The sequence below is a fragment of the Acidicapsa dinghuensis genome, from assembly GCF_025685685.1.
Taxonomy (GTDB): Bacteria; Acidobacteriota; Terriglobia; order Terriglobales; family Acidobacteriaceae; genus Acidicapsa; species Acidicapsa dinghuensis.
Genome location: NZ_JAGSYH010000007.1, coordinates 309,210 through 330,331 on the forward strand (window position 1 = coordinate 309,210; position 21,122 = coordinate 330,331).

15 protein-coding genes are annotated in these 21,122 nt (G+C 57.4%); 6 read left to right on the forward strand and 9 right to left on the reverse strand.

Annotated elements, in window-relative coordinates:
• Positions 1-63 precede the first annotated feature (63 nt).
• The 3 genes from OHL22_RS20790 (at position 64) to OHL22_RS20800 (ending at position 3,899) form a co-directional block, all read left to right on the forward strand.
• Positions 64-1,356 carry a lactonase family protein gene (locus OHL22_RS20790; protein ID WP_263341551.1) on the forward strand — a complete coding sequence of 431 codons (1,293 nt, stop codon included), beginning with the start codon at positions 64-66 and terminating at the stop codon, positions 1,354-1,356.
• Between the two features lie 253 nt (positions 1,357-1,609).
• Positions 1,610-2,821 (forward strand): lactonase family protein, encoded by a 1,212-nt coding sequence (locus tag OHL22_RS20795; protein WP_263341553.1) that lies wholly within the window; start codon positions 1,610-1,612, stop codon positions 2,819-2,821.
• 124 nt (positions 2,822-2,945) lie between these two features.
• A complete protein-coding gene (locus OHL22_RS20800; RefSeq protein WP_263341554.1) occupies positions 2,946-3,899 on the forward strand; it encodes a translation factor GTPase family protein in 954 nt (317 codons plus the stop codon).
• A gap of 100 nt (positions 3,900-3,999) precedes the next feature.
• Here OHL22_RS20800 and OHL22_RS20805 read toward each other — a convergent pair whose 3' ends face one another.
• Positions 4,000-5,187: an acyltransferase family protein gene (locus OHL22_RS20805; RefSeq protein WP_263341555.1), complete on the reverse strand. Its 1,188-nt coding sequence runs from the start codon at positions 5,185-5,187 to the stop codon at positions 4,000-4,002.
• A 286-nt stretch (positions 5,188-5,473) separates the two neighbouring features.
• Complete coding sequence (gene pyrH / locus OHL22_RS20810) at positions 5,474-6,178, reverse strand: UMP kinase (RefSeq protein ID WP_263341557.1); 705 nt, start codon at positions 6,176-6,178, stop codon at positions 5,474-5,476.
• 116 nt (positions 6,179-6,294) lie between these two features.
• Between pyrH and yihA the strand changes: the two genes are divergently transcribed.
• Positions 6,295-6,897: a ribosome biogenesis GTP-binding protein YihA/YsxC gene (gene yihA / locus OHL22_RS20815; protein WP_263341559.1), complete on the forward strand. Its 603-nt coding sequence runs from the start codon at positions 6,295-6,297 to the stop codon at positions 6,895-6,897.
• A 16-nt stretch (positions 6,898-6,913) separates the two neighbouring features.
• Here yihA and OHL22_RS20820 read toward each other — a convergent pair whose 3' ends face one another.
• The 4 genes from OHL22_RS20820 to OHL22_RS20835 all read right to left on the reverse strand — a co-directional run bounded on the left by OHL22_RS20820 (position 6,914) and on the right by OHL22_RS20835 (position 11,141).
• Positions 6,914-7,711: a hypothetical protein gene (locus OHL22_RS20820; RefSeq protein ID WP_263341561.1), complete on the reverse strand. Its 798-nt coding sequence runs from the start codon at positions 7,709-7,711 to the stop codon at positions 6,914-6,916.
• Positions 7,712-7,776: 65 nt separating this feature from the next.
• Positions 7,777-8,178 carry a type II secretion system protein gene (locus tag OHL22_RS20825; protein WP_263341562.1) on the reverse strand — a complete coding sequence of 134 codons (402 nt, stop codon included), beginning with the start codon at positions 8,176-8,178 and terminating at the stop codon, positions 7,777-7,779.
• 9 nt (positions 8,179-8,187) lie between these two features.
• Positions 8,188-8,694: a type II secretion system protein gene (locus OHL22_RS20830; RefSeq protein WP_377819966.1), complete on the reverse strand. Its 507-nt coding sequence runs from the start codon at positions 8,692-8,694 to the stop codon at positions 8,188-8,190.
• A 41-nt stretch (positions 8,695-8,735) separates the two neighbouring features.
• Complete coding sequence (locus OHL22_RS20835; protein WP_263341565.1) at positions 8,736-11,141, reverse strand: cohesin domain-containing protein; 2,406 nt, start codon at positions 11,139-11,141, stop codon at positions 8,736-8,738.
• Between the two features lie 346 nt (positions 11,142-11,487).
• Here OHL22_RS20835 and smpB point away from each other — a divergent pair, with 346 nt between their 5' ends.
• Complete coding sequence (gene smpB, locus OHL22_RS20840; protein WP_263341567.1) at positions 11,488-12,036, forward strand: SsrA-binding protein SmpB; 549 nt, start codon at positions 11,488-11,490, stop codon at positions 12,034-12,036.
• A 172-nt stretch (positions 12,037-12,208) separates the two neighbouring features.
• A complete protein-coding gene (locus OHL22_RS20845; RefSeq protein ID WP_263341569.1) occupies positions 12,209-13,759 on the forward strand; it encodes a leucyl aminopeptidase in 1,551 nt (516 codons plus the stop codon).
• Between the two features lie 99 nt (positions 13,760-13,858).
• Here OHL22_RS20845 and OHL22_RS20850 read toward each other — a convergent pair whose 3' ends face one another.
• The 3 genes from OHL22_RS20850 to OHL22_RS20860 form a co-directional block, all read right to left on the reverse strand.
• Positions 13,859-17,428 carry a S53 family peptidase gene (locus tag OHL22_RS20850; RefSeq protein WP_263341571.1) on the reverse strand — a complete coding sequence of 1,190 codons (3,570 nt, stop codon included), beginning with the start codon at positions 17,426-17,428 and terminating at the stop codon, positions 13,859-13,861.
• Between the two features lie 402 nt (positions 17,429-17,830).
• Positions 17,831-20,383, reverse strand: coding sequence for an ABC transporter permease (locus OHL22_RS20855; RefSeq protein ID WP_263341573.1), 2,553 nt, complete (start codon positions 20,381-20,383; stop codon positions 17,831-17,833).
• A gap of 240 nt (positions 20,384-20,623) precedes the next feature.
• Entirely contained in the window at positions 20,624-21,028 is a 405-nt protein-coding gene (locus OHL22_RS20860; RefSeq protein ID WP_263341574.1) for a hypothetical protein, read from the reverse strand.
• Between the last annotated feature and the right edge of the window lie 94 nt (positions 21,029-21,122).

Sequence of the window (21,122 nt, forward strand, 5' to 3'; positions counted from 1 at the left end):
GTTCGAAGTTACACCGGAAAATATCCGGCCAGACAAGGCCAGGCACAGTAACGAAGGAAACGCATGAAGTTCGGCAAACTCAGCCAGATCGGACTGGTCTCCGTAGGCTCTCTCCTGGCGGCCACAGCATTTACCGCCTGCCAGACCCTGACCGTCGATTTCTTGTATGTAGCCACCACGCTGCAGTCGCCGGGGCAGATCGAAGTTTACGAAGTTAACTCGGAGTCCGGCGCTCTCCGGCAGATTCCGACCTCGCCTTTCCCTTCCGGCGGCCGCAAGCCGGTAGCCGAAACAGTCTCTCCCGATTTTCTGAACTTTTACGCTGCCAATAACCAGGACAACAATATCGTCCAGTCCGGTATCGGCACCGACGGCAAGCTCTATTCCCAGAGCACCATCAATACTCCAGGCACTTTCCCCGTCGGCCTGGCGATGAATACCGCCGGCACCTATCTTTACGTTATCGATACTCTTCAACCGGTCGCGGGCTGCACCCTGGATAATCCCTGCCCCGGCCTGGTTGCCGGCTATGCGGTAACCCCAAGCAAAAGCAACTCCAGCACCACCGGTAGCATTAGCGGCTCCCTGGGCCAGGTTTGCGGCTCATCGAGCTGCACCCAGGGTACGCCGGTTTCAAACGCGAACGGACTTGGCTATGAGCCGCTTCAGTTGAGCGCCAATGACAGCACCGTGCTCACGCCCACTGGCGTTACAGTCTCAGCCAATGGCAACTATCTCTATGTAACCGCCTACAGCGCCTCCAATCAGGGCTATCTGTTCTCCTTCTCGGTCGGCAGCGATGGCGGTCTTACTCCCATCCCCAGCGGGCAGACCTACAGCTTCAAAGGCACAGCCACTGCGCTGACGCCGCTTCCGGTTGGCTCTGAGCTTTCCGCCATGACCACGGACGCCAACAACCAGTATCTGTACGTGACGGACCAAATAAATAATCAGGTTGATACATTCTCGATCGCCTCTGGCGCTCCAAGCCTGATTTCCACCGCAGCTACCGGCGGACAGCCAACAGCTCTCACCACGTTCAATAACCAGTTTCTCTACGTAACCAACTCCATCGACTCTACCGTCACCGCTTACAGCATTGCCTCGGGTGTCCTCACCAAAATCGGCGATTTCGCCACCGGTTCGCAGCCGATCGCCGTCATCATCGATCCGCGCAACCTCGGTTATCTCTACACGGTGAACTTCCTGGGCAGCTCCCTGAGTGGCTTCAAGATCAACCAGACCAGCGGCGCCCTGGTCAATGCGCAGGAGACGCCGTATGCCTCTTCCGCGCAGCCTACGGCAATCACTGGCATTCCGCACACCGGCACAGTCGCAGGCGGAACTCTGCAATAGGTGAGGCGACAAGCACAACGGATACGGCGCTGTGGCGATAACTCCCCTCAGCGCTGTGCGTCCAAACAGAGAATCCTCATGCGGATAACCGGTTTGCGCCAACTTTCCGCAATCCCTCGGACCAGCCGGGCTGCTGCCTGCTGACTTCGGGTTAACTAGCCGTAGCCCGTCTTGAGCTTTTACAATCGAGACGGATCAACTCAACTCAGTCTGATTGGGACTCCGCATGAGCGGCCCATATTGAAGGAAACAGATGAAGTCCAACCGACTCGGCCATGTATCCCTGGTCTCTGCCATTGCGCTCATACTGGCCAGCACCTTTACGGCGTGCAATCCCGTTACCATCGACTATCTTTATGTTGCCGGCAACAAAGAGAACCCCGGACAGATTCAGACATTCGTTGCTGACCGTGTCTCCGGCGCTCTGTCCGTCAGCGGTTCCGCCATCTCTTCCGGCGGCGTAACCCCGATAGCCCTCGCCACCTCGACGGACTATACGCATCTGTGGGCCCTCAACCAGGGTGACTCCAGCCTCGTCACTTTCGCCGTCGGCTCCAACGGAGCGCTGACCTCCGGCAAGTCCTACACCATGAGCGCCGAGGGCAATACCCCGGTTGCCATGGCCCTCAACGCTCAGGGGACGCTGCTCTACGTCGTCAACCGGTATCAGCCCGGCTGCTCCACCTACACACCCGGAGCGGCCACCTGCACTGGCGGCGCTTTGGTGGTCTTTCCCATCGGTACTGACGGGACCGTCGGCACGGCAGTCGCCAACGGCAGCCTCAGCTACTGGCCAATTGGCGTGAATCCCACTGCCGTCGCCGCGCTCCCCTCCGGAACCTCTGCCTTTGTGACCTCCTACAACACGGACACCGGCCTCGGTTACGTCTATGCCTTCGCCGCCACCAGTGCGGGCGTCCTCAGCGCCGAGCCGGGCAGCCCCTTTAACGCTGGCGTTAGACCGACAGGCATCGCCTGCACGCCGGTCAGCCGTTTCGTGTATGTAACTGACTTTGCTCAGAACCAGCTCATTGCCTACACCGTCCTCGACGGCGGCGTTCTGGTTCCGCTCATCAATGGTCCATTCAAGACGGGCAACCAGCCATCGGCGATCACCATCGATCCGCGCGGTACGTTCATCTACGTCACCAACGAACTCGACAACAGCGTCTCGGCGTACGCCATTTCTCTGCCTACCGGCACGCCTTCGGCAGCCGTCAACACCTCGGGCAGCTCCATCAATGCCACTGGCACCGAGCCCGTCGCCGTACTTGTCGACCCAAGCTTCGGCCGCTATGTCTTCACGGCGAACTTCCTGGATAACTCGTTGTCCGCCTTCCAGCTCAATCCGAGCACAGGCACGCTAGCCCCAGCACAGAACGGCCCCTACCCAACCGTAGGCCAGCCTGCCGCCCTGGCGGCCATCCCACGCGGCAACCACTCGGTACAGGTCAACCAGCCGTAAGCCAGCATCCATTCCAAACACGAAGGGCAGCCTACACAGGCTGCCCTTTCGCTTTTCTCTCTCAATTGATCTTTGGTCATTGTTTTCTAGCTTAAGGAGCGCTACGTTGGGACAGATCGGAGCTATGACCCTGTCTCTCCCGCGGCCATCCTCGCGCTTCCCGCTGTCGGTCATCCTCAAAATCGACGCAGAGGAAAGCCTCGACCGTTTTAATCAGACCCTAGACGCATTACTGCCTCAGTTTCCAGGAGTGCGGTTCGAATCCAATCCGGAACGGCTTCTGCTGTGGGCAACCAGTGAATCAGAGCTTCGCGGCATCAGCGTACTTCTCGACAGAGACTGTCTTCATTCGTTAGACCTGGGATCTCTCGCAATTACTTACCTTGAAACCATTCGCCAGCCCGCAGAAGGCGAAGGCAAATATATCCGCCAGACAGGCGGCCGCGGTAACTACGGCCATTGCAAAATTCGTTTGAATCCAAGCACGCCGGGCAGCGGCTATTCGTTCGTAAACGAACTCCAGCCTGGACAGATTCCTGCTGCGTATATCGAATCCATCGATATCGGCATTCGGCAATCCTTAGAATCCGGCATCCTTCGCGGCTTTCCGATAGTCGACCTCATAGCGACGCTGTACGACGGTAGCGCACACGAGGCTGATTCGAACGAAGTGGCATTTCAAATCGCCGCCTCCATCGCCACGAAGACCGCCGCGCGGAAGGCAGCTCCCGTCGTTCTGGAACCGGTCGTAGAGGCCCTTATTGAAGCACCTGATACATACGCTGGATTGATGCTTCGCGAACTGGCGCATCATCGCGCACAGATTCAAAGCACAGAGAGCAACTTCGGCATCACAGAGATCCGTGCCATCCTACCCCTTGTCGAAACTCTCCGCTCCGATTCGCCAACTTGGTTTGATCTACCCGGAGTCAAAGATAATTTCCGCTTTCTCGGCTATCAACCGATGGCTTCCGAAGGCCCCGGAGGTGGCACCGCAGACATCTTCGCCCGAAAACCAAACGGTCCTGGCCCCAGATACAGCTCAGCCGCCGCAGACCTGATCTTTGAGCAGGAATAACCCGAACTTCCCAGTTCCGCCATCCTCGGCTCAAAGAGACACCAACCCCGTTTGCGCAAGCGCGAACGGCCTGTTGTTCCCTATGCCCTAGTCCTTACCTTTAAACATGCAGCCATTTCCGCAGCGCTTTCTGCGCAGGCTTCTCAATCAGCAGCAGCGCCAACAGCGCCAGCCCGATCAGAATCCCATAGCTGATCCACGGATCGAATTTATCCAGCCCCAGCTTCGGCAGAATGCCGCTGTTATGCACCAGGTTCCAAAGATTAAAGTGCATCAGGTACAAGGCATAGCTCGACTCGCCGACAAACACAAACAGCGAGAACCCAAATATCTTCGATAGCCAGTTCACTCCAGCAAGCCCCAATATCAGGCACCCAAACAGCGGCATGATCAGCCCATCGTGAATCAGCGCGTACGGCACATCGGTATACGCCAGAATCGAATAGATCGCTGCAAAGCCGAATAACCCCAGCGCCACCCGGAACCAGCCCGTGCGCTCCAACGTCTCGTCCAGCCCAGCCAGCATCACCCCGAACAAGAAACTAGCCAGATGCGGAATCGGCGTAAACTTCAGCGCCTGCAGCCAGGTCCCCGTCGAGAACCGGTCCACATGCACAATATGATCCGGATTAAAGATCACATACAGCGTCCCCGGGATCATCCCCAGCGCCCACAGCAGCCCCAGCCGCCAGAAGTGTCCCGCCCGCGTCTTCGGCTGCTTCACAGCCGCAGCCCACGGAAACAGCATGTAATACGCAGCCTCCGCCGACATCGTCCACGCCGGCGTATTTCCGAATGTCGCAATCTCCGGAATCCACCCCTGAAGCAAAATCGGCGTCAGAATCGCACCCGCCAGGAACATCCCATGCGTGTGCGCCGCGCGCTCGCTTAGAAATGTCTCCCAACCCAGCGCCAGACTAAGCAGATAAATCGGATACAGCCTCGTCAGCCGCGCCAGCCAGAACCGCTTTTTACTCAACTTTCCTTCGCGCGCCCGCCCGGCATAGTTGTATGCCAGCACAAACCCCGACAGCATGATGAAAAAGCTCACCGAGAGATACCCGGCGTTCACAATCGGGGCCATAAATCCGAACCACAGCGGATTCGAAAAATGGAAGAAAACAATATTCAGCGCCGCAAAGAAGCGCAGGCCCGTCAGCGCATCCAGCCGCTTCGGCTTTTCTATTGCGGCGTACTGCCCCGAAACAGACCGCTCCACGCGCGGCGTCTCGCTAAGCGTCTGGGCCACAGCAGATTGCTCCACTGGCTTTTCCAAAATCAAAGTCATCCAGAAAAAATTCCTCTGTCTACCGTCGTTCTTAATTCGGTGGAACCAAGGCGTCTGACATTCGTCCTAATCGAATCGTTAGAAGACATTTCCGGAGATCTAAGCCGCCTGGTCGATGCTCAATACGTAGCCATTAGACGCAGCTTTTCTGGCGCAAGAGTCAGAAACCAAGGGAGGAATGTGCAAGAAGCGACGTTTCCAAAAGAGAAACCGCTGGCTTGATGCCGAAGCATCGCATTACTGCGCAGGCAAGAATGCGCCTAAGCGGTCATCAAAGTCAAGCAAATCAGGCTGTTACCAGCGACCCAACCTTCTCTCCCTGCGCCACCCGCATGATGTTTCCCGGCTGATTCATATTAAAGATGATCATCGGCAGGTTGTTGTCCTTGCACAGACTCACCGCGGTCAGATCCATCACCTTGAGACCCTGCTGCAGAATCTCCATATAGGTGATCTCGTCGTACTTCACCGCGTCTTTGAAGAGCACCGGGTCGGCGGAATAAATCCCCTCCACCTTCGTCGCCTTCATCAACACGTCGGCCTTGATCTCCATCGCCCGCAGAGAAGCCGCCGTATCCGTCGAGAAGAACGGATTCCCAATCCCCGCGGCAAAGATCACCACCCGGCCTTTTTCCAGATGCCGCACCGCGCGCCGGCGAATATACGGCTCCGCCACCTGATCCATGGCAATCGCCGTCATCACCCGGCACTGCACATCGTGCTTTTCGATCGCGTCCTGCAGCGCCAGCGCGTTGATCAGCGTCGACAGCATGCCCATGTTGTCCGCCGCGACGCGGTCCATCTCCTTGGCCTGCTGTGCTACTCCCCGAAAGAAGTTGCCGCCGCCAACCACCACCGCGATCTCGATGCCGAGTTTCCGAACTTCGACGACTTCGCTTGTGATCTCCTGAACACGCTGCGAATCCAGGCCAAAACCCCTATCGCCAGCCAGGGCTTCGCCAGAAAGCTTGAGAACAATCCGCTTGTACATGCTTGTTCGAGTATCGCATACGCACACTCACGCGCAGATACTTCCGTAACCTGTCCGCATGGCGTGTCAACTACGGCCCGCTAACGCCGCAGCCGTCCCTTATCCTTAAAGTTCACATGCGTTACCGTACTCAGTTTCTCCTCTCCGCCACCGACCCTGCCCAGTTCCCAACCTCGGGAGCTCCGGAGATCGCCTTCCTCGGCCGCTCCAATGTCGGCAAGTCGAGCTTGCTCAATGCGCTCGTCGGTGAAAAAGCAGCCAAGGTCTCCTCCACACCGGGCCGCACCCGCGCCATCAACTTCTTCGCGCTCACCAACGCGGAACTGCCCATATCCGTAAACCAGCACCCAAAACTCGTCTTCAGTGACCTGCCCGGCTACGGATACGCCAAGATCTCCAAATCTATTTCGTCGACGTGGCCCGCATTTATCGAGCCCTACCTCGCCGAGCGGCCTCAGTTAAAGCTCTGCATCTGCCTTATCGATGCCAAGATCCCCGCGCAGGAGAGCGACCGCCAGCTTATCCACTGGCTCCGCCACGCCGGACGCAGGTTCGCCGTTGTCGGCACCAAAGCCGACCGGCTCAGCGGCAACGAACGCACCCGCAACCTCGCCGCCCTCAAGCGCGACCTGGAAGTCGATGACCTGTTCCTGATTTCGTCCAAGACTGGTTTTGGACTGAAAACTCTCTGGCAACAGGTCGAAGACGCTGCGCAATGAGCTGGGACGTTATCCCTCAGCGAGGGACCTCGATCCGGATCGAAACCGGTTCTTCGCCGGCAGCGGTCCGTTCCGCGACAAGAGCATTGACACCCGCGCGGAAACTCTCCAGTTCATCCGGAGTCATCGCCACGCCGCGTCGCTGCATCGCAGCCCGGCCCAGATAGCGCGGGGCCAGCCGAAGCCATCGCTGCCGCAGAGCATCGTTCTCCTGCACCACCGAGATCCCAACCTGATCGATGCGCGTCAGCCAGATTGCAGCTCTGCGATCCGCTGTCCAAGTCGTAAATTCGACATCGAAGTTCCTGGACTGGAGACTCCCGGACTCATTCACCGGCAACGATCCCCAGGCCCGGAAGCATTGCTCAGCAGCCTCGTCCATACCAGTCACGCCAGCACCCCACGCTGCCGGAGGAAGCAGATCGGGCAAAACGCCGCGCCGCTGCATCTGGCTTACAACACGCTCCGGCGCTTCCGACACCCCCACGGCTACCGGCTGTTTCTTCCGCACCTCATTTTTCAGAATCCGCAGGGCCTCTTCAAGTGATGTCACCAGGAAATCAATCGCCCCATCTCGCATCGCCTGACGAAGCACCGTTGCATCACTCGAAGCTCCCAGCGACGCAGCTCCAGCAATGCTGGCCGCCGTCAACAGCCGGTTCTCAGCATGGATGTCTCCAGCGAACAGTAACCGTCCTCCCAACCCGCCATGAGGATCAAACGGCAAGGTATCGGCCAGCGCCTGATACAGACGATAGGTTTCCGCAATCGGATCGGATCGGGTTGGCAATGCCGGAGAGTGCGAGGAAGACATTCCTCTTAGTGTAGGTCCACGACAAGCGAAGAATCGGACCGAATCATCGAAGGGCGCAGGAGCTTTTACCAGGTCGAATACGGCTGCCCGTCGCTGCCCGGTTGATCGTCGCCCGAATGTACATCATCGACGCCTGGCTCGGTCTGATCCACCGAATGCAGATCGTCGCTCGTCACCGTCACCCAGGTATCCGCCGAATGCGTCATAGGATCGACCGGAATCTTGCGCAGATACCCAGCATCCACCAGATCCTGCAGCGACTGCGGAGCTTTCTGCTTATCCATCGTGTAGGAGTCGATGGCGTTGCGCATCACATGCAGATCTTCTTTCAGAACCGACTCATTCGCCGAGCGCATCGCTCCAACGTAATTCGGAATCGCAATCGCCATCAGGATGCCGATGATCAGCATCACGACCATCAGCTCAATGAGCGTAAATCCCGATTCTGCCTGCCGCTTCGCGCGCATTGCTTGCCCTTACCAGTCCTTATATTTCGTGCCGTCCAGCGCGGTGCCTTCTGATTTGGAATACACATCGAAGACATTCTGTCCGCCCCAGCTATCGCTGTCTGCATCATCCTGCATCGACCGCATTCCCCACTCGGCTTTCCCTGTCATGGGATCAACCGGAATCCGCCGCAGAAACTTCACCTTCTTACCCTGTATATCGACCCCGTTCACCAGTTCTTCCAGGCTTGGCGGATAATTCATGCTGTCCACCTTGGTCATGAACCCGCCTTTTACGGCCGCATCATAGTAGTGGTCGATGGCGTCGCGCATCTGCCACAGGTCGTACCGCAGCTCACGCTCGCGTTGGCGCTGTACCTGAAATCGCGCAATCGGCACCGCTACCGAAGCCAATATACCCAGAATCGCCGCCGTAACGATCAGCTCAACCAGCGTCAGTCCGGCTTCTCCGCGATGACGCTTACGCGGGCTGTTCACAGGCACACGCCTGCCCGGCCTCGGATCGCGTTCCGGCATCCGCCTGGTAGGCAGCAACAACATCTCAACCGACCCCTTCTCTAATGTACGACGATCGTCGCCGGCTGAGCGCTCGCCTGAACCGGCTGTTGCGCAGAATTCATCGCACCCGGATGCGTTATGACCACCTGGCTCGATCCAGCCTGCTTGGCCTGGAAGGTCAGCAGAAAGACCGGTCCAGAGCCAGATTTGCCATGCGATCCCGGCGGCAGCGAGCTCACCACCGATATTGTGTGCAACGGCGTTCCCGCCACTTCCTCGTCTCGATGCACCAGCGCCGGAAGCTGTCCATTCTGGATCAGGAAATCGCCGCTGTCCACATTGACCAGGCTCAGCTTGCTGCTATCGTATTGAATCTGCAGCGGAACGGAAGCAATGTCCTTAGCCCCGGTCAACACCACCGGCACCTGGAACGTTGACCCAGCAGCGACCGGAGCCGCAGGAGCGGTCATCGAAAACGCCATGCTGCCTGGAGTTGCCGCCGCTGTGGTTGGCGTTGCAGCTGATGGGTTGGCGCCCGGTACATCCGACAAAGCGCTCTGGCGCATCTGCTGCAGTGCCGAAGAAGTCGCCGTCGCCGCCGTTTGTCCGCGTAGCGGAGCCACCGCACTCGACGGCTGTATTTCGGCGCCGCTCGGCGGGGTCGCTGCGGCAGGCTTTGCCTCCGGCGCCTGATCCACAGGCCGCAGCGAGATTGCCTGTCCAGAGCCGGTATCGATGCTGCGCAGGTTCAGCGGTGTAATGTCAGGGCTGCGCACGACATGCGGCATCAGCACGAAGACCACTTCGTCGTCGATATGCTCAACAGACTTGGAGCCAAAAATGTACTTCAAAATAGGCAGTTCACCCAAACCTGGAATGCCGGTGATATTCACCAGATCCTGCTTATTCAGAATGCCGGCAAGGATGGTCGCCTCGCCCTCACGCAGCCGGATCGTCTGCTCTGAATTCTTCTGGATAAAGGTGGGCTCCGACACACCGCTGATCGTCACCGCCGGGCCTTCCGACATGTCCTCGACCTTCAGTTTCAACGTCACATCGTGGTCATAGTGCACCGTCGGGGTCATCTCGATGTTCACGCCAATGTCCTGATACTGGAACTGTGTATTGACCAGCGAGCTGGTAATCGCGGTCGTTGCGCCTGTCTGGTAGGAGCCAGTCGCGAACGGAACTTTCGAACCAATCTTTAGTGTCGCCTTCTGCCCGTCCAGCGCGCGGATGCGCGGGTTCTGCAGAATCTTGCTGTCCGAATCCGTCAGCAGCAGATTTGCCGTCGCCGCGCTGACCGTCACGGCAAAATTGTTCGCATTCAGATTCGCCAGGTTGTTCAGCGTCAGGTTCGTCGTACTTGTCGTGCCGTCCGTCGTCGTTGTGGTCGTGCTCGTCGAGCTCGTCGGCGGCTGCAGCGCAAAACTGATGCTTCCCGGCCAGCTCAGGCCGATATTGCGCAACTTGTCCTTGTCCACTTCCATGATGGCGACGTCCACCACCACTTCAGGCCGCGCCTTGTCGAGATCATTGATGATCTTCTGCGCCAACGTCAGTTCGTCCGGCGTGCCGCGCATCACGATCGCGTTCTGACTTGGCACGCCATAGGCATGCGCATTGGCCATCACGTTGCGCAGCGCCTGCACCACGTCGTTCAGGTCGTTCTGCTGCCAGGCATTGGAGAGATAGAAGGTCTGGACCGCCTGCTCATCCAGCTCCGTATGCTTCGTTCGCGAGTTGGCAGCGACAAAGATGGTGTTATCCGTTACCGGGCGCCAGAAGGTATTCGACTCGATGCTGACAATCCGCAGCGCATCCATCAGCGTCACATTCAGCAGATCGACCTGAATCGCCTTGCCGTTGTAATCCGAATCGAACAGCACATTGATTCCGGCGGCCTTGCCGATCGCCTGATAAACGACCTTGGAATCCGCCGTCATGTGCAGTGTCAAAAAAGGCTCTTTGGAAACTGACTTCAGTATGGAAGGAGCACCGGAATCCTCGATATCCCGGAGCGAAGCATCGCTGAGGCTTGTCTCATGCGGCAATGGAGTGCCGTTTTCCTTCGAGCGAATCTTCGCGATCTCCTGCAGCGCAGCCTCGTTGCCCGGATCGATTTCCGTTGCACGCATGAATTGGGCAAGCGCTCCCGGCATGTCGCCCTGGCTCTCCAACTGCTGCCCGCGGGTTACGTGGTTTGAGGATGTCGTCTGCCGCAGCCGGTAGAACGCCGTGCGCATGCGCAGATCGCTCGGAGCCTTCGCATATGCCTTCTTATAGGCTTCGTACGCAGCGTCGTAATCTTCTCGGTCTTCGGCCTTCTGTCCGATCTTGAACAGCTTCGCTGCAGAGTCAGCCGCAAACGCGGGCACAGAAAAGCCATTGCAGACGAGCAAAGCCATCAGCGAAGCAGCAATTACGGTTCTGCAACCTTGAATCAGAAGTGCGAAGCGGCTCATCAAACTCCCATGCAGCGGTTTGGAAGCTCGCCGCAGTCGACGGCTTCTACAACGGTTTCCATTCCCTGGCTGGACTATACCGCCTGAATGGTCTTTTAAGTCGCTGGCAACTGCCTCAATCTTGCCGCAGACCTCGTTCCGGAACCAATGACCGGAATGGGCCATGGCTGAGATCAAGCCTTTTGCCTGGACACATCGTCCGCGCCATAGGGGGAAAATGAGCGCGCTATTCCAGCGTTGCCTCATTCTAGCAAAGCCCCTCGCACTCCGCCGTTAACTTTGAATCGGCTTTTGCTCCGATGCTACGATAGAGTTTCAAGGCACTAAGTACAAGGAAATCTTTACCATGCCGCGCCAATCCAGTCACGTGATAACCCCCGCGGCCAAACCGGCGGCAAAAGCCACCAAACCCCGCGACCCCGTCGCCGCCGGCGAACGCGATGCCGCCTACAACCGAAGCGCAGGCTTCAACTACTTTCTCTCCGACAAGGTGGAGGCAGGCGTCGCCCTGCGCGGCACCGAAGTCAAGTCCATCCGCGAAGGCCAGGCCAACCTCAAGGACGCCTACGGCCTCATCAAGGACGGAGAAGCCTTTCTGCTCAATGTCCATATCGGTCCCTACTCCCACGGAAACAGCGCTAACCACGACGCACTCCGTACCCGTAAGCTACTGCTTCACAAGGAAGAAGTCCGTAAGCTACAGACCAAGACGCAGATCAAAGGCAATACGCTCATCCCGGTTCGACTTTATTTCCGCAAAGGCCGCGTCAAATGTGAACTGGCCGTAGCCAAAGGCAAGCAGGAGTGGGACAAGCGCGAAACCGAAAAACGCCGCGAAGCTGACCGCGAATCCCGCGCCGCCATCAACGCCAGCAAATACAAGATGGGCCGCTGACAGTTCGGCTTTTCAATACCCGCCAATTTGCCTGCCGCAATCCAGCCATTCAGCGTTTCGCCCGAAATCAGCGTTGTCATCCTGAGCAAAGCGAAGGATCTGCTTTTCATCTGCACTCCCCGTTTCCCCGGCCCCTGTTCCCGGCTTCCCGGTCTCTGAAATAATGAGTGCCATGAAAACGCAACTGAGCACTGCGAACCTCTCCGGAATCGAAACCGAGCTGCTGGCCGTCCTCACCGCAGATACCCAGACTGCCACACAGGCCGCCAAAGGATCCGACGCCAAGCCCGAGCTGACCCTCCTCACCAGCGATGCCGCCGTAAAATCCGCCGCTGCCGCCGCGCTCGGCTCCGGTGAATTCAAAGCCGGTCCCAACGAAACCATCCTGCTCCACGCTCCCGCGGGACTCGCCGCCAAGCGCCTGCTCCTCGTCGGCACAGGCAAGCTCTCCAAGGCTACGGCCCACTCCGTCCGCAGCGCCGCAGGCACCGCCATCCGCTTCTCCAAGCCGCGTACCATCCGCGACGTGGTCTTCGCTCTCCCCGAAGCAGCCGAGCTTCTACCCGGCCCATGCGCGCGCGCAGCTACTGAAGGCGCACTCCTCGCCGACTACGACCCGGACACCTACCGCTCCGACCGCAAAGACCAGAGCGTCTACAACTTCATCCTCGCCGCTCCCGCTTCTGACAAAGCCGCCATCGAAGCCGGTTATAACGAAGGCATCATCGTAGCCGAGAGCCAGAACTTCGCCCGCGAGCTGGTCAACGAGCCCGGCAACAAGCTCACCCCAACCATCCTTGGCCAGCGCGCCGCAGCCATGGCCAAGAGCCACGGCCTCAAATCCGAGGTCTACTCCACCGACAAGCTCCACGAGTTGAAGATGGGCGCATTCTGGTCCGTCTCGCAGGGATCGGAAGAACCACCAGCCCTCATCGTCCTCACCTACGAACCCGAAGGCTACGACGCCAAGACTTACTCCGGCCCCGTCCTCGGACTCGTCGGTAAAGGCATCACCTTTGACACAGGCGGCATCTCCATCAAGCCCGCCGACAAAATGGAACTGATGAAGTACGACATGGCAGGCTCAGCCGCAATGCTAGGAGCCATGGCCGCCATCGCCCGTATCAAGCCCAACGTCAAGGTCATCAGCGTTGTCTGCTCGGCAGAAAACATGCCCGACGGCAAAGCCCAGAAGCCCGGCGATGTCCAGATCGCCATGCCCTTCAAAGATGGCGAGCCTGGCAAATCCATCGAGATCATCAACACCGACGCCGAGGGCCGCCTGGTCCTCGCCGATGGCCTTACCTACGCACGCCAGCTCGGCTGCACGCACTTGATTGATGCCGCTACCCTCACCGGAGCCTGCGTCGTCGCCCTCGGCCCTGTCAACGCAGGCGGATTCTCCAACGATGACGAAACCTTCGGCAAGCTCCAGAAGGCGCTCGAAATCTCAGGAGAAAAAATCTGGCGCCTCCCGCTCGGCGACGAGTACTACGACCAGATCAAGTCCGACATCGCCGATATCAAAAACACCGGCGGACGCTGGGGCGGAGCCATCACCGCCGCCGAGTTCCTCCACGTCTTCGCCGCCGACACCCCCTGGATCCACCTCGACATCGCCGGCATGGCCTGGTACGAAGACACCAAGCCCTTCATCGCCAAAGGCCCAAGCGGCTTCGGCGTCCGCAGCATCCTAGAGTGGGTCCGCAGCTACGAACAGTAGTTGCCTCAATACACTCAAAATCCCACAACGTGACAGAACAAGGGCGGCAAGATCCATCTTGCCGCCCTTGTTCTGTCGTATCGTGTTTTACCGCAGTCGCTATCGAAGCTGCCAGCCTCGCCTCTCGTCACCTGGCTGCAAGGTGATTGCAAGCACGAAAGAGTCGCTCGTCTGATCGGTGTTCGTCAGCGTAACGCTCTCTATTTTCCGGTGAGGATCGAGAGCATAAGTGTAAGCGTAGAGATTGCAGCTCGCACCGCTCAGCGTTCCGTCACTGTTGATGCGTTCAATGCCGCCAACCGCAACGCTCTCGTTCGCATTCGCACCATAAGAACACCAGTCGCTGAAGGTTTGGTTAAAGGTTTCGCTTGGACCATTAACGTAGTGAACCGTAACTGTTCCCGTATGGCTTCCGTTAGCACCCGTTCCTAATAGCGTCATAGTCTCATACGGCTGCTGCTTATCGAATGGAATGTGCACAGTCGTACCTGGGCTCGCTCCGAGATCGATCTCGTTAAGCAAGCAGGCAGTCGTGCAATCGACAGTATTTACCGGTCCAAATTCAAACTGTATGCCTTTCTCCGTAAGAGACGGAATCGTGTTTGTCGAGAGGCCTAGTTGCTGCGAGGAATAGGCATCAGCGCAGCCATCCGGAAGCGTGCAGCCGTCACCGCCTCCATCCATGCCGCCAGTGGCCGGGAAGGTCACGCCGTTGCTATAGACACCTGCAAGGTTGAACTTGCGTGAGAGATCCAGCCGCGCCTGATCCTTGAGACTCGTGGTCGTCAGAGTGGCCGCAAGCACCACAACGTTCGGATCATCCGGCAGCGTAAAGCTCTTTACAGCTTTGTGGCTATCCAGAACAAAGACGTAGCCATACAGGTTGAATGGTCGGTTGTCTTTTGTGCCATCTGCGAGATTTCGATACGGCATCACCACGGCAAACGACTCGTTGGTATTGAATGAGGGAGAGAACCAGTCGCTGAAGCTCTGAGTAAACTCCGCAGTCGTGCCATCCATGTAGGTAACAGTAATGGCTTGTGCCGCCTGATTCCCGTCGAAGCCAGTGCCAAGCAATTGCAACGTCGAGAAGTTTCCCGCAGGCGTATTGATCGTCTGTCCCGTGGTCCCCACAGCATCGGGCTTATCCGAGGGTCCGAAGTGGAATTGCACGCCATTCAAAACACGATCGCGCGTGAGCACGTTTGCCGAATACGCGCTGCCTCCTCCGTCAAGCCCGCCGGTAGTGATGGTAGTGCCATCTTTGTAAATCGCGTTCAGGTTATACGCAGATGACAGATCGATCGGTCTTCCAGAGCCATTGGTACCGATGCCCGCGCTTACCGTCAACGTAACGGAGGAAGCGCTCTGCACAATGTCCCCCGATGTTCCGGTCAGAGTGAGTGGAACAGCCGGCCCTGTCGGCGTAGTGGCGCGAGCTGCAAGTTCGAGCGTGCTTGTCGATGCACTCTTGTCACGATGCAGCAACGCGCTCACACCGCTCGGCAGTCCCGTTACAGGCGAGAATGTCACCTTGCCGTCAAAGCCGTTCTGCCCCGCAACGCTCAGCGTCGCATTTGCTGTTCCATCCTGGTTGATATAAATAGCGCTTGGAGATGCCGAAAGAGAGAAGGTTGGCAGCGCCAACTTCACATAAGCGGGTTGCGTTGCAACTCCATCCGCGCTCGTTCCAGTGACAACAAGCACAAGGTCTCCACCCGGCCCGGAACCCGTAAGCGAAACAGTCAGAATCGAACTCTGCGAACCGGAGATCGCAGTGGGACTTAGCGTAGCTGTCACACCCGAGGGAGCTCCCAATATATTCGCGGTCAAATTCACTGTTCCATTGAAGCCGTTCCCGGAAGTGAGCTGGATCGTTCCCGTTGCTCCCGTAGCACCCGGCGCAACCGTCAAGGTCGATGGCGTTGCCGAGAGCGCAAAGTAAGGAGCAGTTGATGCAGGGGTGAGCATGTTGATGAGCGTCTGCCCGTTCGGACTTCCCCAGCCCGTGACAAGGTCATAACCCGTCACTGCGAAATACTCCTGCCCTAGCCCGTTGTCATTGCTTCCACTGCTAATGTCGTGGAATTGACTGTCGTAGCTTGCGCTTGTACCGATTCCGTAAACGGTCGGGTTGAGGAAACCCACAGGAGGTGCGTTCTTGTTGGCCGCCTGCTCATTGACCAACGCCATGAATCCAGCCCAGCGCGGCGTAGAGAGACTGGTTCCTCCAATTCCCCCTTGGCATGTGCCGCCGGCACACCACCAGTTGTCGCAATCCGCCTCAGCGGCGATATCAGGAATATTCCGCAAAGTCTTCGAAGCTTGGTTCGTGGAGTTCACCGCTCCCGGAAGCTGTTGATAAGCAGGAAGACTGAACCCGTTCGTGCTGTATCCGCCGCTGCTTCCGCCCGTCGGATTGGCGCAAGCGAGTACAGGATTTGTTCCGCCCCAGGAGATTTCAGACTGCCACGAACCACCCGATCCATTGGTCGTGATATGCGTGCCTCCAACGGCAGTGATGTACGGATCATCCGCGGGATAAAAGACCGGGTTGCAATTGCCGGTGCAGCCGGGCAACGAATAGGCCCCACTATCACCACTGGCAACGAAGAGATTTTGTCCCTGCGCGGCGAACTCCATGAAGATGGGCTCATCCGATGCCGGATCAGCCGGGAGCCAGCCCACCGAGGCGCTGAGCTGCTTGGCAACATTCTCGGTCGCCATTTGCGTGAACGTGTCGACGTCATTGGACGCCTCATATTCAATGACCGCATTCGCGCCCGGGGCCATGGAGAGCGACTGCACAATATCGGCAACCGGTTCACCGTCGTTGCAGGATCCGCACGAAGTGTCATATCCATCAATCGACTCCGTAATCACAGTGCCCGAATTGAAAGGCTGACCGATGGAACTGTAATAGTTCTCAACATCGCTCAGATTAAAGTTCAAGCCAAAGATTCCAATAGATTGACCGGCGCCGGTGAGTGCGGTTCCTCCGTAATAGGCCGCCCTCATGTCGCTTCCCAGATACTGCCCGTTAGGGCCAGAGCCCGTCTGGTCCGTGTGCACATTGTCCTTGGCAAAGCGCAGCATCGGACGCGGAGGCGAAAAGTCGTCAAGGCCTGCTATATGCCATAAGCGCACGCTCGAATCAGTTGTCGGCTCGCGGTCAGGAGCGTAGAAGGTACGATTTTCTGTCGGGTGCTGATAAACACCCATCTTCACGTGAAATGCTTTTTCAATGCTCGCTACTGAAGCCCAGACATCGATGACCATTCGATTGGACGTTGTTCGCGTCACCGTCATCCCATTCGCTTGGGTAAATTGAACTGCGGCATTCAAGTCGGCCTGCGTCGGCCCAAATTCATCCGTGAATTGCTGCACAGAAAGATAGCGATGGTATTGCGGACTCTGCGGATCGTTCAAATTGCGCAGTAGATCATTGAGTTCTGTCTGGTTGCGAAGAGGCAGCATGATGGCGAGCTTCAAACGCCGCGTTGCAGGTAGGGCTCGAACCAACGGAACTTGCCGCTTAGTGACCACTTCACGCGTGTGACGTGTCATGAGACGCTGTTGAGCGAGAGCATTGGGGCCAAAGAGCAGAGACGTGAAAATACAGGCTGATGCCAGAATCAGCCACCTATGGAAACAGCTTTTCTTCTCCATCGGGATCTCCCTTCGATCATCTTCAGTTTGGGAACAAGGTGTCACGTTCGAGTCAGAAAGGTGGGCAGTAAGAGTTCGGCGGTTCTACTAAATAAGGGCCCTGTTTCCTGAAGCTGGACTGCGCATGGCAAAGTTTGAGTTTGTTGAGATGCCGCGTAGTTGGCGGCACTCGCTCTGGCGCGATGCCGCGGAAGGCCGGGGATATTCCTTTAGAAAGTGGGTACAGCTCATTCTTTGCACAGGGGAGTGTGCCTTCCGTGACTCAAAGAGGCTGGTCTGCAAAGCAAGCAACAGACAGGACGGTACCGGCTCCACAATGGAATCGATCCCATCCCGCCAGAACAGTAGCGGCGCACAAACGAGATTGTCAAATAAATTTAACTGCGCGGAAGAAGATGTGTCTCATTCAATACGCAAAGCTTGCACCGGATCGATAGACGCCGCGCGGCGCGCCGGAATGATGCTGGCAATGGCAGCCGCAAGCACCAGCACTCCAATAGCTACGCTCATGACCGGCACATTGACACTGGTGATGTCATAAAGCTGCGACTTGATGTATCTCACACAGAAGATTGCCACCGGAATGCCGATAGCAAGACCAATTACTGCCTGCAGCATCGCACCACGCATCACCATTCCAATAACGCGGCCGCGCGCCGCTCCCAGCGCCATGCGGATGCCGATCTCCGGCGTACGGCGAACGACGGTGTAAGCCGTGACACCGTAAAGCCCGATAGCCGCCAGAAGAAGCGCCAGCAAACCGAAGAGAGACGTAAGCCGCGCAATGAGCCGCTCCTCAGTAAAGCGGTCGTCAATCTGCTGCTGGAATGTCTGGAACTTCACAATTGTCAGATTAGGATTGATGCTCGCCAGAGTAGCGCCCACGATCTTTTCAAATCCGGGAATCGGGCGGTTGGTCTGGATAACCAGAGCTCCGGCATACATGGATTGGTCTTCGTCGAGATGGTAGGTGGTGTCGTTTGCGCTGCCGGCGCGCTGCGTAAGCGGCAGAAAGTACATCGCGTGATTCTTCCAGTACACGCTCGTGTACGTGGTGTCTTCTACGACACCGACAATCTCATGCGCTCCATCCAACCCGGCCTGGCCCGGACCGGAGAAACCAAAGCGATGACCGATGGGGTTCTTACCGCTAAAGAATTGCTTAACAAATTCCTGATTGACGACGGCGACAGGCGGCGCATTCATCGTGTCCTGCAACGTAAAGCCACGCCCCATGACAACGTGAGTGCCGACAGAGTCAAAGTACTCCGGGGTACCTTTCACCCAGGATGCACCCTTGTTCAGATCCGGCTGCCCTTGAATCTTTACGCCAGATCCCCAATTGTTCGCTTCCATCGGTGTGTAAGTTGCAAGGCCGACTTTCACAACACCGGGAATGGCGTGGAAGCTGTCTACGATCGTCTGGTAGAGAGGCTCAACCTCTGTATTCTTGTAACCGGCCGCTTGCGGATTGATATGGGCGATGTAGCGGTTCGTTGCATCCAGCTTCATGTCCACGTTCTCAGCCTTGTTGAGGCTCTGCGCAAAGAGTCCCGCTGCAACGAGCAACACCAGCGAGAGCGCTGCCTGCAGAACAACAAGTGCACGCTGCAGAAAGGATGCTCCTTGTGCAGTGGTACGCGCATTCGAGCGCAGTGCTTCAGCAGGCTGCGTACGCGCCGCCATCAGCGCTGGTGCAAGGCCAAAGAGAACGCCCGTAACCAGCGAAAGCGCAAAGGCAAAGCCGATAACCAGCGGCGAAGGCGAAGCCGTAACTGGCATGTTTTGCTGATTAGGAAAGGCCAGAGCCAGCAGCGCATGCGCTCCAAGATAGGAAATAGCGAGGCCAAGCAATCCGCCCGTGCACGAGAGCAGAACACTTTCCGTAAGAAGCTGTCGCACAATCCGGCTGCGTTGCGCACCAAGCGCCGAGCGGATGCAAAGCTCCGCGCGGCGGCTCATGCCACGCACCAGCAGCAGGTTGGCGATATTCGCGCATGCCACCAGAAGCACCAGCGCGGCAATCCATTGCAGCAGCTTCAGATGGTCCTTGTAATCGTCCTGCATATTCTGGATGCCACCCCCGCCCGGAGTGAGCACCACGTGCGTGCGGGGAAGAACCTCTTTGGCGCGCTTGTCGGTAAATGTCTTGAGCGGCGCAAACTCCTGCTTCAGCAGCGTACTGGCCTTGGCCTGGAGAGTCGGTAGAGAAGTCCCAGGCTTAACGCGGCCGATGATATAGGCCCACTGAAGGTCAGGATCGTTGAAATACGGCGCGCCGATGACTTGATCCATCGAATTCATGGGGAGGTAGTACTTCGGCGGATTGGTATCGATGCGATCCCCGTAAAACCCCTTCGGCGCGATGCCAACGATCGTAGCCGCTTTGGTATTGATGTAAAACGCGCTTCCCACCACGCTCGGATCGCCCGCAAAATCCTGCTGCCACGCGTCATAGCTCATCACCGCCGTGACCGGTGCGCCTTTCTGATCGTCGGCATCCACCAATAGCCGGCCCGCCGCCGGCGAAAGACCAAAGACCCGGAAGTAGTTTCCAGAGACGAAGGTCCCCATGACAGATTTCGCTAAAGTCTGGGCTCCGGCGCGGCGAACCGTAACAGGCCGCCATGCGTAGCCGGACTCCATCGCAGCCAGCTCTTCAAACTCGGGCAGGTTCTTCTTGAACATGTAGTAGGTGTCTGTCGCAAAGAGCGAGTAGTCCCCGTTGTCGTTCCAGCCGCCGTTGACGCAGCAATCATCCTGATCGCCGATGCGGACAAGAGTCTTCGGATCAGTTACCGGCAGGTTGTGGAGCATGATCGCATTGACCAGCGTGAAGATGGCCGAGTTAGCGCCGATCCCCAGCGCAAGCGTAAGCAGCACCGTAACGGTGAACCCCGGCGTCTTACGCAATTGGCGAAATGCATAATTCAGATCCTGCAGCAGTACTCTCATCGCTTAACCTCATACACACACATCAACGTGCATATACGGAAAGCATGTCGAGTACCACGAGAATTCTGCATTAGCTGCCTGTAACGAAACAGCTTAGCAATCTCAAGATCACACACCTGCGTTCACAACCGAGCAAGAGGCGTCCAAATTCGGACACTTTCCTGCCGTGCTTTGCTCTTGTCTTTCTTGCTGTCATCCGCGAAGGGGATCTGTTTTTTCTCAATCGCTCAAAGCTTCCGCTCAAAACTCCTCTGCCTCCAGGCTTTGAAGCGTTTCGCTTGGGTTCAGCATAAATTTCATAGCGCGCGATTTCCTTATCGCTGTTTCAACTTCGTTGTACTCCGGAATGATCACCTCGTAAGCTTTCGTCCACGCGAGACAATCCAACGATGTTGCCCACCGGCAAGCGCGAAAGACAAACTCCTTCGAGTATTTTGAGAGATCGATTCTGATCTCGATCTGCTCAACCTCTCGTTTCTCTTCACTGCGATAAACCACTAGAATCGCATGGCCTCTTTCATCACCCCAAATGCGCATTTCTTTTGACCACGAAGATACCTCCGGCAATATTGTGTCGATTTCTTCTTCGAAGCCCTTCGCAGGCTGATGACACGACCACCAGGGACTATCCTCCGCAACATCCATCTCCAACTGCGCAGGCACTTCCTCGAATCTCTCCACAAGAGATTCCCTGGGAACGAGATAAAGAGAGAATTGCCAGATCGCCATCAGACTCCGT

Bases quoted from the DNA above. Each gene is read 5' to 3' on its own strand.
- pyrH (WP_263341557.1), bottom strand. From the start codon at position 6,178: ATGTACAAGCGGATTGTTCTCAAGCTTTCTGGCGAAGCCCTGGCTGGC.
- OHL22_RS20845 (WP_263341569.1), top strand. From the start codon at position 12,209: ATGAAAACGCAACTGAGCACTGCGAACCTCTCCGGAATCGAAACCGAG.
- OHL22_RS20830 (WP_377819966.1), bottom strand. From the start codon at position 8,694: ATGCCGGAACGCGATCCGAGGCCGGGCAGGCGTGTGCCTGTGAACAGC.
- OHL22_RS20835 (WP_263341565.1), bottom strand. From the start codon at position 11,141: ATGAGCCGCTTCGCACTTCTGATTCAAGGTTGCAGAACCGTAATTGCT.
- OHL22_RS20790 (WP_263341551.1), top strand. From the start codon at position 64: ATGAAGTTCGGCAAACTCAGCCAGATCGGACTGGTCTCCGTAGGCTCT.
- OHL22_RS20850 (WP_263341571.1), bottom strand. From the start codon at position 17,428: ATGGAGAAGAAAAGCTGTTTCCATAGGTGGCTGATTCTGGCATCAGCC.
- OHL22_RS20820 (WP_263341561.1), bottom strand. From the start codon at position 7,711: ATGTCTTCCTCGCACTCTCCGGCATTGCCAACCCGATCCGATCCGATT.
- smpB (WP_263341567.1), top strand. From the start codon at position 11,488: ATGCCGCGCCAATCCAGTCACGTGATAACCCCCGCGGCCAAACCGGCG.
- OHL22_RS20800 (WP_263341554.1), top strand. From the start codon at position 2,946: ATGACCCTGTCTCTCCCGCGGCCATCCTCGCGCTTCCCGCTGTCGGTC.
- yihA (WP_263341559.1), top strand. From the start codon at position 6,295: ATGCGTTACCGTACTCAGTTTCTCCTCTCCGCCACCGACCCTGCCCAG.
- OHL22_RS20825 (WP_263341562.1), bottom strand. From the start codon at position 8,178: ATGCGCGCGAAGCGGCAGGCAGAATCGGGATTTACGCTCATTGAGCTG.
- OHL22_RS20795 (WP_263341553.1), top strand. From the start codon at position 1,610: ATGAAGTCCAACCGACTCGGCCATGTATCCCTGGTCTCTGCCATTGCG.
- OHL22_RS20855 (WP_263341573.1), bottom strand. From the start codon at position 20,383: ATGAGAGTACTGCTGCAGGATCTGAATTATGCATTTCGCCAATTGCGT.
- OHL22_RS20805 (WP_263341555.1), bottom strand. From the start codon at position 5,187: ATGACTTTGATTTTGGAAAAGCCAGTGGAGCAATCTGCTGTGGCCCAG.
- OHL22_RS20860 (WP_263341574.1), bottom strand. From the start codon at position 21,028: ATGGATGTTGCGGAGGATAGTCCCTGGTGGTCGTGTCATCAGCCTGCG.